The sequence below is a fragment of the Geosporobacter subterraneus DSM 17957 genome (assembly GCF_900142145.1).
Lineage (GTDB): Bacteria > Bacillota > Clostridia > Peptostreptococcales > Thermotaleaceae > Geosporobacter > Geosporobacter subterraneus.
In genome coordinates, this window is record NZ_FQZV01000021.1 from 1 (window position 1) to 14,477 (window position 14,477).

9 protein-coding genes, 1 riboswitch and 1 other annotated feature are annotated in these 14,477 nt (G+C 40.3%); of the genes, 6 read left to right on the top strand and 3 right to left on the bottom strand.

The window, feature by feature from the left end:
- Positions 1-121 precede the first annotated feature (121 nt).
- Together BUB56_RS08915 and BUB56_RS08920 are read right to left on the bottom strand one after the other, a co-directional pair.
- Positions 122-721 (bottom strand): arginine deiminase family protein, encoded by a 600-nt coding sequence (locus BUB56_RS08915; protein ID WP_110940968.1) that lies wholly within the window; start codon positions 719-721, stop codon positions 122-124.
- Between the two features lie 120 nt (positions 722-841).
- The gene (locus BUB56_RS08920; protein WP_110940969.1) at positions 842-1,249 is read right to left on the bottom strand and encodes an FMN-binding protein; all 408 of its coding nucleotides are present in this window, start codon (positions 1,247-1,249) and stop codon (positions 842-844) included.
- A 276-nt stretch (positions 1,250-1,525) separates the two neighbouring features.
- Between BUB56_RS08920 and mnmA the strand changes: the two genes are divergently transcribed.
- The 4 genes from mnmA (at position 1,526) to BUB56_RS08940 (ending at position 9,166) form a co-directional block, all read left to right on the top strand.
- A complete protein-coding gene (gene mnmA / locus BUB56_RS08925; protein ID WP_330392600.1) occupies positions 1,526-2,668 on the top strand; it encodes a tRNA 2-thiouridine(34) synthase MnmA in 1,143 nt (380 codons plus the stop codon).
- Between the two features lie 196 nt (positions 2,669-2,864).
- Positions 2,865-3,082 (top strand) — a binding site (T-box leader).
- A 56-nt stretch (positions 3,083-3,138) separates the two neighbouring features.
- Complete coding sequence (gene ileS / locus BUB56_RS08930; protein WP_110940971.1) at positions 3,139-6,237, top strand: isoleucine--tRNA ligase; 3,099 nt, start codon at positions 3,139-3,141, stop codon at positions 6,235-6,237.
- A 158-nt stretch (positions 6,238-6,395) separates the two neighbouring features.
- The gene (locus BUB56_RS08935; RefSeq protein WP_110940972.1) at positions 6,396-8,834 is read left to right on the top strand and encodes a sensor domain-containing protein; all 2,439 of its coding nucleotides are present in this window, start codon (positions 6,396-6,398) and stop codon (positions 8,832-8,834) included.
- Between the two features lie 149 nt (positions 8,835-8,983).
- A complete protein-coding gene (locus BUB56_RS08940) occupies positions 8,984-9,166 on the top strand; it encodes a membrane dipeptidase (protein WP_190014348.1) in 183 nt (60 codons plus the stop codon).
- 38 nt (positions 9,167-9,204) lie between these two features.
- Here the strand turns inward: BUB56_RS08940 and BUB56_RS08945 are convergent, their stop codons facing one another.
- Complete coding sequence (locus BUB56_RS08945; protein ID WP_110940974.1) at positions 9,205-11,178, bottom strand: methyl-accepting chemotaxis protein; 1,974 nt, start codon at positions 11,176-11,178, stop codon at positions 9,205-9,207.
- Between the two features lie 73 nt (positions 11,179-11,251).
- Positions 11,252-11,335, bottom strand: a riboswitch (cyclic di-GMP riboswitch).
- Between the two features lie 328 nt (positions 11,336-11,663).
- Here BUB56_RS08945 and BUB56_RS08950 point away from each other — a divergent pair.
- Positions 11,664-12,431 (top strand): DUF2935 domain-containing protein, encoded by a 768-nt coding sequence (locus BUB56_RS08950; RefSeq protein WP_207650420.1) that lies wholly within the window; start codon positions 11,664-11,666, stop codon positions 12,429-12,431.
- 182 nt (positions 12,432-12,613) lie between these two features.
- Complete coding sequence (gene asnB / locus BUB56_RS08955) at positions 12,614-14,458, top strand: asparagine synthase (glutamine-hydrolyzing) (protein ID WP_110940976.1); 1,845 nt, start codon at positions 12,614-12,616, stop codon at positions 14,456-14,458.
- The last annotated feature ends 19 nt before the right edge of the window (positions 14,459-14,477 follow it).

Below are 14,477 nucleotides of genomic sequence, written 5' to 3' on the forward strand. Positions count from 1 at the left end.
GGTGACTTCATTTTAACAAAGTTGAAACTCTTTTTCTATTGTATTGGTTTCACTTTTTAAGTGAAACCAATAATAATGCAAAACTACTGTAACTATGCGGCACGAAGCAATGCTGGATAAATTATGATGAATAATTCAGGTTAAATATATATTTAGGAAATAAAGTTTCACGGTTTCTGGTATCCGCTGCCATTACATTTAGTGTGATACCGCTGCCTACTGAGGCAAAAGGATCCCGTTGAAAATATAAATTGGGAATGGGATCAAGATAAAAGGGGTAGGCGTTTTTGATCATATCACCTAAAGATTTTTTGTGAATATGATGCAATTGTTCTTTTCGTACACCTGCGATACATCTGTATATCAATTCTCGGTCTGGAATGCCGCTAAAATATTCTAACAGGGATTCCGTTAAACCCTCTGTATCAATTCGGCCCTCCTTTATAAATTCCCTTAGAAACCGATCCCTTACTTCTTTTGCTTGAAGGATCTCAGACATAAGATCGGTTAAATACAGTACTTCAACGCCTTCGTCTCGCAGCAGCTGAGCAAATTGGTCATGTTCCCTTTTGGCTTGCTTTAAGTATGCAATTTCATCAAAAAGTAATCTTCTTAAATAATCAGGCACAATGTTTTCTATCTCTTCTCCAGGACAATGGAGTAAAACACTTTTAAGCTGTCCAACTTCGTTATATACATGAATATTTTTATCAGAAACCATTTCATCATCCTCCCTGCCTCTAGATTGCGTAAGCCTCAATCTTGTCTACAAGGATAGTATGATGAACTTTTTATCATTTTTATTCAAAATAGAGCTTTATTGTACGGCTTGTTCTATTTTTCATTCTTTTGCACCAACCAGGGCGTTTTCTATAGCTTTCAGAATGACCTTGCTGCTGGAAGTAGCACCGGATACTACGTCTACCCACAGGGATTGTGCATCCACGACCCTGCTAGGTATTATTTCAGCAGAGATACCTTTATCATGCTTATGATGAAGCAAATCAATTTTTTCAATCCTATGATTTTTAACGGTGACCTGTACCTCGGCGCCTACCCAGACTACCTCATAAAATCCCTTGTATATGCCATCAGGAATAAGAGATAAGTCCACATCTGAAATAGAAATCTGTGCGATTCCCTTTCTATAGTGATATAGTTCCCGATAATAATCAAATTTCAGGCCAAAATAAATCATTACCTGTATCAACAACATTAAGGCAAATAAGCGTATATTTTTATTTCTCATATGATCATTCCCTTCATATTTACCTGTACGATCAGCAGAAGCGATTGTCTGAAGCAGGTATAGGGTTTTATAGGAAAAATGTAGGTATATCTTTAGTTACGGTGGGTATCTTAAAAAATATATTGTTTAAAAAATCCTGATCTACATGCAAGAGCTATAGATTTACGCCAGTAAAATGAAAGATAAATGTAGGATACCTATGTGTCGTCCCGAAAAAGCGGGCAGACACATAGGTTGTCCCCTACAAAACAACATCTTGGTGTAGACGCGTAAATCATAAATGAAAGAGAGGATGAAGTTAGCAATATGGAAAAGCCTCCTAAGAATACTAAAGTAGTTATCGGCATGTCTGGGGGTGTCGATTCCTCGGTAGCTGCCTATTTGCTTAAAGAGAAAGGTTATGATGTTATAGGTGTTTTCATGAAGAATTGGGAAGAACAGAACGATGAAGGCTTTTGCACTTCAGAGGAAGACTATGCAGATGCACGCAAGGTTTGTGATCAAATAGGTATTCCCTATTATACAGTTAATTTCGTAAAAGAATACTGGGATAAAGTATTTACTTATTTTTTAGAGGAGTATAAAAGAGGACGCACCCCCAATCCAGACGTGATGTGCAATAAGGAAATCAAATTTAAGGCATTTTTAGATTATGCAATGAAGATTGGAGCAGATTATTTGGCAACAGGCCACTATGCACAGATTGGATTTTGGGAGGATGAATATCATCTGCTTAGGGGAAAAGATCATAATAAGGATCAAACCTACTTCCTTTGTACTTTGGGACAGCAGCAGCTTTCTAAGACTATGTTTCCCATAGGACATCTGATGAAAGCCGAAGTGAGAGAAATGGCGGAAAGGGTAGGTCTGGCAACGGCTAAGAAAAAAGACAGCACAGGGATTTGTTTCATCGGGGAAAGAGATTTCAAGGAGTTTTTAAGCAACTATCTTCCTGCTCAACCGGGTGAGATTAGAACCTTTGAGGGAGAATATAAAGGTAGGCACGAAGGGCTAATGTATTATACCTTAGGGCAAAGAAAAGGATTGGGTATTGGAGGCACCGGGACAGGGGAACCATGGTTTGTGGCAGATAAGGATCTGGAAAATAATGTATTATATGTAGTACAGGGTGAAAATCATCCTCTGCTGTTTTCCTATGGGTTAGAGGCTACAGCGCTTCATTGGGTAACAGAAAAGCATCTTAAGAATAGGATTACCTGTACTGCGAAATTTAGATACCGTCAGCCAGACCAGGAGGTTATCGTCTGTATTGAGGATGGAAATCGGGCAAAAGTAATATTTGCAAAACCTCAGAAAGCTATTACTCCTGGACAAGCCGTTGTTTTCTATCAGGATCAAATCTGTCTTGGAGGAGGAACCATTGACAGGATTTATAAAAAACCATCTGATGTACAGTAGTTTTTTAAAAATGTAGACAAGGATTATTTTTTCATAGAATATGACATTTGGGAAAAAAGCAGACAAGTCTTTTGCTGAGTGTTGTTTTCAATTATTTTTGAAATATGCAAAAATTAGAAGAAAAGCAATTAAATTGATGAAATTTCCTTGACAGTTTACGGATAGAACAGTTACAATATTATGTAAAATGGTGTTTATAAATGCGATGAAGAGGACAGTAATAAGAGAGACGGTTTACAGAGAGATAATCCTAGGGTGAAAGATTATTAACACGGCCTTTTATGAAGATCACCTCAGAGCCGGATGCCTGAATGACAGTAGGGAATCCCGTAGGCATACGTTACATGCATAGAGTGATAAGGTAGGCAATCTATCTTATAATCAGGGTGGTACCGCGGTTTATTCGTCCCTAAGTCATTGACTTAGGGACTTTTACATTTTAATCAATAAGCAACGAAAGGATGAATAGAATGAAAAAGTTCAAACCTTTATCAGAACTCCCGGTAGCCCAGCGGGAAAATGAGATTTCGGGTTTTTGGGATGAAGTAGATATTTTAAAAAAAAGTATTCAAAACCGTGAAGGGAAAAAATCCTTTGTTTTTTTCGAAGGGCCGCCAACAGCCAATGGCAGACCGGGAATCCATCACGTTATTTCCAGAACCCTTAAGGATTCTGTTTGTCGATATAAGACAATGACAGGTCATCAGGTAAAGCGTAAGGCCGGATGGGATACCCATGGTCTACCGGTAGAAATCGAGGTAGAGAAGCAATTAAAGCTGACCAGTAAGCAGGATATAGAGGATTATGGAATTGCTGCCTTTAATGAAAAATGCCGTGAATCTGTATTCTCTTATGAAAAGCAATGGAGAGAAATGACCAGAAGGATGGGCTATTCTATTGACTTAGATAACCCTTATATCACATTGGATAACGACTACATTGAGTCTGTATGGTGGATTTTGGACAAATATTTTAAAGAAGGCTATATTTATGAAGGACATAAGATTCTTCCTTACTGCCCAAGATGTGGAACCGGTTTGGCTTCCCACGAAGTGTCTCAGGGGTATAAAGAAATCAAGTCCAATACAGTAATTGCAACTTTTAAAAGGAAGGATGCAGAAGAATATTTCCTCGTATGGACTACTACACCTTGGACCCTTGCTTCCAACGTGGCTCTGGCAGTGCACCCGGACCATACCTATGTAAAGGTAAAATTCAATGAGAAGGTATACATTTTAGAGAAAAACCTGGCATCCAAGGTAATTGACGGAGAGTATGAGATTTTAGAGGAAACTCCTGGAAAGGCTTTGGAGTATATCGAATACGAGCAGCTCATGCCCTTTGTGAAGGCAGAGAAAAAAGCGTTCTTTGTAACCGTGGGAGAGTTTGTAACGACAGAGGATGGAACGGGTATCGTTCATATTGCTCCAGCCTTTGGAGAAGATGACTACCAGATCGGCAGAAGATATGATCTTCCTGTGCTGCAGCCGGTAAATGAAGAAGGTAAATATATCACAACGCCATGGGAAGGCAGATTTGTTATGGACTGTGATGTAGATATTATTAAATGGCTTCACGGAGAAGGAAAGTTATTTAAAAAGGAAAAGATGGATCATAACTACCCTCACTGCTGGAGATGCTCTACACCGCTCTTGTATTATGCAAAGCCAAGCTGGTATATTGAAGTGACGAAGATGAAAGAGCAGCTTATTGCCAACAATAAATCTGTATCTTGGTACCCGGATTATGTAGGAGAAAAACGTTTCGGAAATTGGCTTGAAAACTTAAATGACTGGGCACTGTCCAGAAACCGTTATTGGGGTACACCGTTAAACATATGGCGATGCGGATGCGGACACACACAATCGGTGGGTTCCCGTGCCGAGTTGATCGAAAAAGCTGTAGAAACCATCGACCATAGTATTGAGCTGCACAGACCCTATGTGGATGATATTCATCTGCGATGCGATAAATGCGAAGGGACCATGACCCGCGTCACAGAGGTAATCGACTGCTGGTTTGACAGTGGAGCGATGCCTTTTGCTCAGCATCATTATCCATTTGAAAACAGTGAAAACTTTGATGAACTGTTCCCGGCGGATTTCATTTGCGAAGGAATAGATCAAACCAGAGGCTGGTTCTATTCATTACTGGCGATTTCTACCTTTGTGAAGGGCGTATCACCCTATAAAAATGTATTGGTAAACGACCTGATCCTTGACAAAGAAGGCAGAAAGATGTCTAAGTCCAAGGGAAATACAGTAGATCCCTTCCAGCTTTTCGATCAGTATGGAGCTGACGTTCTCAGATGGTATCTGTTATATGTATCTCCGGCATGGACACCGACACGCTTTGATATAGATGGGCTAAAAGAAATACAAAGCAAGTTCTTTGGTACAATTCGAAATGTATACAACTTCTTTACGCTATATGCAAACACCGATGAAATTGACCCCAAAGAATTCTTTGTTGAATATTCCGAAAGACCGGAACTGGATCGATGGATTTTATCCAAATATCATAGCTTGCTGAAAGCAGTTGAAGCAGAATTAGCGGTCTTCGATTTGACGAAAGCTGTTAGAAAGATTCAGGAGTTTGTAAACGAAGACTTATCTAACTGGTATATTCGACGGGCAAGACGTCGTTTCTGGGCAACTGAGCTAAATGATGACAAAAAGGCTGTGTATAATACTACCTATGAAATTCTTATTGGCGTATCGAAACTGGTAGCACCTTTTGCTCCCTTCTTATCCGATGAGATGTACCGTAACCTGACAGGGGAGCTTTCTGTACATTTGGCAGATTACCCGGTGGCAGATATTGCGATGATTGATATTGCGGTAGAAGAGAGAATGGATTTAGTAAGAGATCTTGTAGGACTGGGGCGAGCTGCAAGAGCACAGGCTAAAATAAAAGTGCGACAGCCTATCCAAAAGATTCTTATTGACGGCAAATATGAATCTCTTATTTCTGACCTGGTAGAGTTAATAGAAGAAGAGCTTAATGTTAAAGATGTTATCTTTGAGAAGAATCTTCAGGAATATATGAATTTTAGTCTGAAGCCTAATTTTAAGGTTGCTGGATCTATCCTAGGGCCCAAAATTAAGGAGTTAGGAAAAATCTTAGGGGAACTGGATGCATCAGTAGTGGTACCTAAGCTTGAGGCTGGAGAGAGCATCGTGCTGAAGCTAAATGGAGAAGATACGGAGATTTTAAAGGACTATGTGTTAATTACCATATCTGCGAAGGAAGGCTTTACAGTAGAGATGGCCAACAATCTCTTCGTTATTCTGGATACAACCTTGACTGAGGAACTCATCAACGAGGGCTTTGCCAGAGAATTTATCTCTAAGGTGCAGCAGATGCGTAAAACCAATGGCTATGAAATGATGGATCAAATCAAGATATATTTCAATGGAGATGAATTTATCCGTAAAGCAGTGGATATTCACAAGGAATATATTATGCATGAAACGCTGGCGGTATCCATTGAAGAGGTTAGAGATGGAGATTTTGAAAAACAGGATCTTAATGATCATGAAACCGGCATTAAGGTAGAGCGCATATAGGTTAAGAATCAGCCTTTTAGGCTGATTTTTTTTTCTTGATTTTAATTCTGCAATTCAAGGGTATATTTTAGAAGGAAAAAATAAAAGACTGTAGAATTGTGTAGAAAGGTATCATTTTATGGTAGTTATGGAATCTGAAGATACAAGGAGAGCAATATATGGGTGAGAGAATAGGTGACCTGGATAAAGGTCCTATAACCGTTCTAAAATGGAGATCAGGGGAAACCATGGCTATATCCTATGTATCTCCCAATATTATACAGTATGGATATACAGCAGAGGATTTGGTGCAGGAGAAGATTCGTTTTTCCAGCATCGTTCATCCCGATGATTTCGAATCGGTACAGAAGAACAGGCTGCAATTTATGTTGTCCGATCAAACCTATCTTCAACAGGAATATCGTATTCAAACTGCTTCAGGCCAAGTGAGATGGGTACATAGTCTAAGTGTGATTAGGGAGAAAAATAATAGTGTTTATTATTGGGAGGAATATTTAGTAGATATAACCGAGCGTACAAATATGGAATCCCCAGTAAAAGAAACAGAAGAAATGTATCGCAGTATTGTAGAGGGTACCTTTGTAGGGATATATATTATACAAAATGGCCTGTTTGCATATGTAAATGGTCAAATGGCAGAAATATTCGGATATAAACAGGAGGAAATGTTGTTTAAGGCGGTAAGAGAGATTGTTTTACCGGAAGATTACGAACTAGTTGCTGAAAATATTCGAAGGCGGATAGAGGGGGAAATTGAAAGTATACAATACCAATTCAGAGGTGTTAAAAAGGATAAAACCGTTATCTATATTAAGGTATTAGGCAGTAAAATATTATATAAGGGATCACCGGCAGTGATTGGTACACTCATTGATATAACAGAGTCAAAGCGGAATGACGAACAGCTGCGTATGGCGGCCAAAGTGTTTGAAAGTACCATTGAAGGTGTTGTTGTGACCGATGTAGAAGGTAAGATTCAATGGGTGAATCCAGCCTTTAGCAAAATTACCGGTTACAGCAAGGAGGAAGCCTTGGGAAAAAACCCTAGGATTCTCAAGTCAGAAAGACATGATGATGAATTTTATAGGGATATGTGGAGAGATATAAAAATCACAGGACAGTGGCAGGGAGAGATATGGAACAGAAGAAAAAACGGTGAAACCTATCCGGAATGGCTTACGATATCGGCCATTCGGGACGAAGAAGGAAAGACAGTTCAATACGTGTCAGTTTTTAATGATATTACGGAGCGGTTTCAACGGGAGGAGCGTATTAAGTATCAGGCATATCATGATGCACTGACAGGCTTGCCCAACCGGTCTTTGCTTCGTGACCGTCTTTCTATGGCACTAACCCACGCCCATAGAAGTGGTAAGATGATCGCCATTATGATGCTGGATCTAGATCGCTTTAAACGCATCAATGACACACTGGGACACCCCGTTGGGGATACTTTGCTTCAAATGGTAGCAAAGCGGCTGACAAATAGTATTCGGAACGGTGATACGGTTTCAAGACTGGGAGGAGATGAATTTGCAATCATTCTGGAGGATATAGGAAGCGTAGAGAATGTGATCAAGGTGGCGCAGAAAATACTCCGCAGGATGGAAACTCCTGTTCAGATTAAGTCCCATGATTTACATATTAGCACTAGTATTGGAATCAGCCTGTATCCCACCGACGGTCAGGATGCAGACAGCCTGCTGAAATTTGCAGATACTGCTATGTATCAAGCAAAGCAGGAGGGAAGGAATCAGTATCGGCTCTACACTCCCAAAATGAATGATAAGGCATTGCAGCGGCTGACTATGGAAAATGAGCTGAGAAAGGCCTTAGAGAGGGAAGAATTTTTAGTATATTACCAGCCAAAATTAGATCTGTGCTCAGGAAAAGTGATCGGTGCAGAGGCCTTGGTGAGATGGCAGCATCCGCGGTTAGGCTTTCTGTCTCCTAGCGAGTTTATCCCTTTGGCGGAAGAAACAGGGCTCATCAAGCCCATCGGGGATTTTGTGCTGTGGGCTGCCTGCAAGCAGAATAAGGATTGGCAGGATAAGGGGTTAAAGGGCATATGCATTTCCGTAAATTTATCGGCAGTACAATTCCAGCAGAAAAATTTATTGCAGAAGGTCACCCATTGCCTCACTGAAGTGGGGCTAAACCCGGCATACCTGGAATTAGAGATTACGGAAAGCAGTGCCATTCAAAACCCTCAAATGACGATTAAAACCTTAAAGGAATTTAAAAAGCTTGGGATCCAGCTGTCTATTGACGATTTCGGTACAGGATATTCTTCTCTGGGCCTGCTCAATCAATTGCCCTTAGATACGCTGAAGATAGACAAATCCTTTATTCGGGATATTACTTCTGATAAGGATAGTCAAGCCATTGTATCTGCTATCATTGCCATGTCGCACAACCTGGGCATAAAACTAGTGGCAGAAGGCGTGGAAACCAAGGATCAAATGTTCTATCTAAAAGAACATCATTGCGATCAGATTCAAGGTTATTTAATAAGTCCGCCTATTGCTGCTGAACAGTTTGAAAAGTTTCTTCAGCCCGATTATCATATAATGACCTATACATGGACTGTGGGATGACAAAACAAAGGATATTTTAAGTTTAAGTATTTTCAAGGATTTTAAGCAAGCTTTCTACTACTTTTCATTTTAATGCCAGAGGTCTTTCCAACCATTGCCAAAAGCTGACTGACGATTGGATTCTTCTCCTGGCAGAAACGGGCAGGATGATGGAAATAGGCATCATCAGTCTTGAATCTGATTTTGACGGTACCAGTCCGGAACTGGAAATCACTGATATAAGTCAGTTGGATAAGCTGGTTGCAGAATTGGAAAAAAACAAATTTAGCGGAAATGAGATTGAAAAGATCTGTTATAAGAATGGATTAAGGATTGTTAAAGACGTATTGTAAGCAAAAGACGCGTACTGCAGGTACGCGTCTTCTATTCCTTATAGTTTGAAGCTGTTAACAGATGCCTTTAACTGCTTAGCCAGCTCGTTTAGTTCCTCGATAGATGTATTAATGTACTCCAAGGATGCGGTTTGTTCTTCCGTAGAGGCTGCAACTTCTTCTGTGCTTGCCGCGGTTTCCTGAGAGATTGCAGAAATACTGTCAATTTCTGAAGCAATGGATTTACCTTCTGCCGTTGCGGACTGTGTAGCAGTGGTAATATCCTTAACCTGCAGGGTAATGCGATGAACATTGTCCTTGATCTTTCTGAAAACCTCCGTTGTATTTCGTGTATTCTTTTCTTGCTGAAGGATAGTCTCTGCGGCAGAATCTGATTCCCGTACTGCTGCATTGATGGCAGTTTGTATGTCTTTGATTAATTCCTGTATCTTTTCTGTGGATTTTTGCGATTCTTCCGCTAGCTTTCTTACTTCATCGGCAACTACAGCAAATCCCTTGCCGTGCTCCCCTGCCCTGGCTGCCTCGATAGCTGCATTTAGAGCAAGCAGGTTTGTTTGAGATGAGATGCCCTGAATTACTTCAATGATTTCACCGATTTGTAAAGATTTTTCATTAAGAGACAGGATGGCATCAGCAACATGACGTACAGTATCGCTGCTTTCTTTCATTTTTTGTTCCTGCTCCTCAACGGTTTTTACGCCGTGGGAAACAAAGCTTTCTGCATCGGATGCAGACTCAAAGGATTCTGCACTGATTTTTGCTATATGATCGATAGAATTCACGATACTGCGAACGGATTCAGAACTGCTTTGGACACTTTTTGCCTGTTCGTCACTGCCTAAGGCCAGTTGGCTGATTGCTTCGGCAATTTGTGTGGCAACAATATTTGTCTGCTGTGAGGATTCCAGTACGGACGTTGAAGTGGCACTAATTTGCTCAGAGGCCAGGACGATTTTTTTAATTAAATCCTTGAGACTGTCACGCATTTGGTGGAAGGATTCCGCTAGATTTCCGATTTCATCCTGAGTATGAATAGAAAAACTATAAGATAGGTTTCCTTTAGCAAACTCTCTGGATGCCTCTAATAATACCTTAATGGGTTTAAGCAGGTAAACTGAAAATGCATAGCCAAGCAACACACATATTAAAAGCACAACGCCTATTAGGGCAGCAGTCTCCTTTTTTGTAGCTTGTACAGATGCATAAGCTTCCTCATAGGGTTGGCGTACTACTACAGGCCATCCCACAATAGGAACCGTGGTATAGGCACCGAAGATATGATTCTCCTTGTATATGTAATCCTCATGACCTGCTTGTCCTTGTAATGCTTTTGCAACTACCGGAATATCTGATACATTTTCTTGGGCATCTACCATCGCTGTATCTGGATGGGCCAAAATTTGTCCTTTTTTGTCTGTGATAAATGCATATCCTTTTTCGCCCATAATAATTCTTTTACGCATTTCTTCAATGCTTGAGAGATCTAAAGTACCTCCAACCGTTCCTATAAACTCTCCACCCGAGCCTAAGATGGGAGCTACAATTACCACCGCAGGCTTTCCTGTAGTCTTTGATATGACTACATCACTAATAACTGTTTTTTTTGTAGAGAGGATTGTTTGCATATATTCCCGGCTGCTGAGATCATCAAATTGTGCTTTGCCATCGGACCGCGCTACCTGTAAGCCCTTAGCATCTGTTGTAAATATTACGGCAAAACTGGTATGGCTTTTGGATAGGGCTTCCAAGGTAAGGCGCTGATCTTCAGTATTAAAGCTGCGGACATCCGGCAGGGAGGCAACACCTTCTATAACTGTAACATTTTGAGTCAAAAATAGATTGATTTCGTGACTGAGGGTATTGGCAAGATTTGTGGCACTATTGATAAGATTCCCTTTAAGATTGTTCATCTGACTTCTGGCAGCCATATATCCCACTGTAGATACAGAAGATACGGTTAGTACGATGAGCAGTAAAATGATTTTTGTACGTAAAGTAATCCTTTTTAGCATGCTATTCTCTCCTTTTTTTATTGAGTTGCTCAAATCGAGGATTGGACAAATAAGAAAAGAATATAAGGATGTTTACGGAAACCCGGCGATCATAGTACAGTACTTTAGACCCGTGGCTTTGCGTCCTTATTTTTCAATAAGTTTGCCTTTTCCAATGAGCTACATCTTTTTTGAAATTTTTGCCTTTAAAATACGGAATGATTACTGGTAGCTAAGAACTATTTTTTATTTAATATATAATAAATATATATGGAAAGCGATTCCATTGTCAACCAAAACCCTACAAATCTTTACAATATTTAACTAGATGTGACATACAATAGGAATAAAGTCCTGGATTACCATAAAAACAACAAATCAAGAAAAGCATTTGCCCTTATCAAATTTGATATTTTAAGAATTGTCTGTGGCTAGAGAAATTTTGGTATTGTTAGACAAGACCTTCAACATATAATATACAAATGGCATTTATAAGGGGGTATTTTATGTTGAATCTAAGAGAAGAGATCATTTTCTGGACGGAGATTATGCGGGATCACGCTGAGTTTCAGTTTACCACGCTGTCCCCTCGGGAAGTTGAGTACATAGGACAGGCGCAGTATTACATGCAGATTTTTGAAAGCCTCAATCTGGAGGCAAAAGGATATACGGACAAATCCTCGCCGGCTGATGAGGCTAACCTCATTCAGAAGAACATGACTGTTTTGTTGAATTTTATACAATTTAAGAGATCCATAGTATACCGGCTCATGACTTGCGGAATAGAAATTGGATTGCCGCCGTCCTTTATAAACCACATGATAAACGAGGCCATGGAATACTATCGAGTACTCTGCATGGCCCAGGGAACAATACCAATGAATATCGCATTAGAGAACATACGATTGCATAACATATGGCTGCCCGATGCATCAGGCCATGCCTCGGCAGTAGCCGCTGAATTAGATCCGGTGGAAGCTATGCTGATTGAAAAGGCCAAATACTTTGTAAAGACTTTTGATAAGCTGTTCAAAAAGGCAGTAGAATTGTATCAGATATTTGAAAGAACAGGACTGCAGGATGGATCATTGGGATATTTCAATGAAGAGGTAGCAAAGGAAATTGAAGCTTTCATTAGTTATCTGGAAAAAATCAAAACAACGAGAGAACAGTGTGTGGTTCTGGCAACCGGTGTATTTACTGCGCTGATGCCGGATCATATGATGCGGGAAGAAAAATACTATCTTTATCGTATACAGATGTTATATAAATAGAGCTTTTCAATAATATAATACCCTCTGTAAGCCAGAAGTTAGCCTACAGGGGTTGTTTTGTTTTTTTCTATAAAACAAGCACGATTTTTTTCCAAGAGTAATATGATGCAGTATGGTTTAAATCAACATTATTTTTATCACTATGAGCTATGACAAATATTTAGAAGCAGGGAGGAAGCGTTATGTGTGGAATAACAGGGTGGATTAGCTGGGATGACGACTGTTCACTGCAGCACGCTGTACTAAAGAAAATGACGGATTTGCTCTCTTATAGAGGGCCTGATACCGAGGGAACATGGCTAGGGCAACATGCTGCTTTAGGACACCGAAGACTGGCTGTAGTTGATCCAACGGGGGGCGGACAGCCAATGATCCGGTATTGGGGAGAGTATCCTTGCGTCATTATATACAATGGAGAGCTTTATAATACCTTAGAACTGAGACGGGATCTGGAAAATCGGGGTTACTCCTTTCATACCAACAGCGATACAGAGGTGCTGTTAACGGCTTATATGGAATGGGGACCAGAATGTGTTGAAAAATTTAATGGCATATTCGCATTTGCCATATGGAGTGAAAGGGAGCAAAGGATATTTTTAGCCAGAGATCGTTTAGGGGTAAAACCTTTGTTCTACATGCATCAGGGAGAAGGGCTTTTATTTGCTTCCGAACCAAAATCGATACTGGCGCATCCTTCCGTACGGGCGGAAATAGATGAGGAAGGCATGGCCGAAGTATTTGTACTTGGACCCGCTAGAACTCCGGGTCATGGTGTCTATAAGGGAATGAAAGAACTTAGACCCGGACAATGCATGATATTTGACCGGAACGGACTGAAAGTGTGGAAATATTGGAGCTTAAAGAGTCAGCCCCATACCGATGACTTCGATACAACCGTTGAGAAGATATATGAACTATTAAAGGATGCAGTAATAAGACAGTTAGTTGCAGACGTTCCTGTATGTACCTTTTTATCTGGCGGAGTAGATTCAAGTGCCATAACAGCTTTTGCAGCTGCAGCCTTTAAAGAAAGTGGAATGGATCGGTTACATTCCTACTCTATCGATTATGTAGATAATGACCGTCATTTCAAGGCCAGCGAATTTCAGCCTAATTCAGACGCCGATTATGTTCAGATGATTTCAAAGCACTTAGATACAATTCATCATAGTATTTATATAGATACGCCTCAGTTGGTTGAGGCGCTGGAAAAAGCTACAGAGGCAAGAGACTTACCGGGAATGGCAGATATCGATTCTTCGTTATATTTGTTTTGCAAAGAAATCAAAAAAGAAGCCACTGTTGCCCTTTCCGGAGAATGTGCAGATGAAATGTTTGGCGGCTACCCTTGGTTCCGAAGTAAAGAAGCTTTTGAAGCTAAGACCTTTCCATGGGCAAGAAACCTACAGGATCGACTCAAATATCTGAAACCGGAAGTAAAGGAAAGCATGAAGGGTGAAGCTTATTTGACCAGGCGGTATGAGGAAACTATTCAGGAAGTGCCCCTGCTGCCAGGAGAGAGTTTAGAGGATGCGAGAAGAAGAGAGATATTCTATCTTAATATTACCTGGTTTATGACAACATTATTGGATCGAAAGGATCGGATGAGTATGGGTACAGGTTTGGAAGTAAGAGTACCCTTTTGCGACCATAGGCTCATGGAATATGTGTGGAATATTCCCTGGGAAATGAAATATTGTGACAATATTGAAAAAGGTATTCTGCGCCGCGCACTAAAAGGGATGCTGCCGGAAGATGTTCTCTATAGAAGAAAGAGCCCCTATCCTAAAACCCATAATCCTAACTATATGGAGGCAGTAAAAAAGATCCTATTAGAGATTCTTTCCAGCCCAAATGAGCCCATTCATCAGCTAATTGATGGAAAGCTAATGGAAGCTATGATTCAGAAAGGACAGATTCTATTTGACAGGCCTTGGTTTGGCCAGCTGATGGCAGGGCCTCAACTGTTTGCTTATCTTATCCAGATCAATATGTGGTTGAAAAAGTATAAAGTTGCTATTCTATAATAATAAGCCTGGCTGCTGA

Bases quoted from the DNA above. Each gene is read 5' to 3' on its own strand.
- BUB56_RS08935 (WP_110940972.1), top strand. From the start codon at position 6,396: ATGGGTGAGAGAATAGGTGACCTGGATAAAGGTCCTATAACCGTTCTA.
- BUB56_RS08920 (WP_110940969.1), bottom strand. From the start codon at position 1,249: ATGAGAAATAAAAATATACGCTTATTTGCCTTAATGTTGTTGATACAG.
- BUB56_RS08915 (WP_110940968.1), bottom strand. From the start codon at position 721: ATGGTTTCTGATAAAAATATTCATGTATATAACGAAGTTGGACAGCTT.
- ileS (WP_110940971.1), top strand. From the start codon at position 3,139: ATGAAAAAGTTCAAACCTTTATCAGAACTCCCGGTAGCCCAGCGGGAA.
- asnB (WP_110940976.1), top strand. From the start codon at position 12,614: ATGTGTGGAATAACAGGGTGGATTAGCTGGGATGACGACTGTTCACTG.
- BUB56_RS08945 (WP_110940974.1), bottom strand. From the start codon at position 11,178: ATGCTAAAAAGGATTACTTTACGTACAAAAATCATTTTACTGCTCATC.
- BUB56_RS08940 (WP_190014348.1), top strand. From the start codon at position 8,984: ATGGAAATAGGCATCATCAGTCTTGAATCTGATTTTGACGGTACCAGT.
- BUB56_RS08950 (WP_207650420.1), top strand. From the start codon at position 11,664: ATGTTGAATCTAAGAGAAGAGATCATTTTCTGGACGGAGATTATGCGG.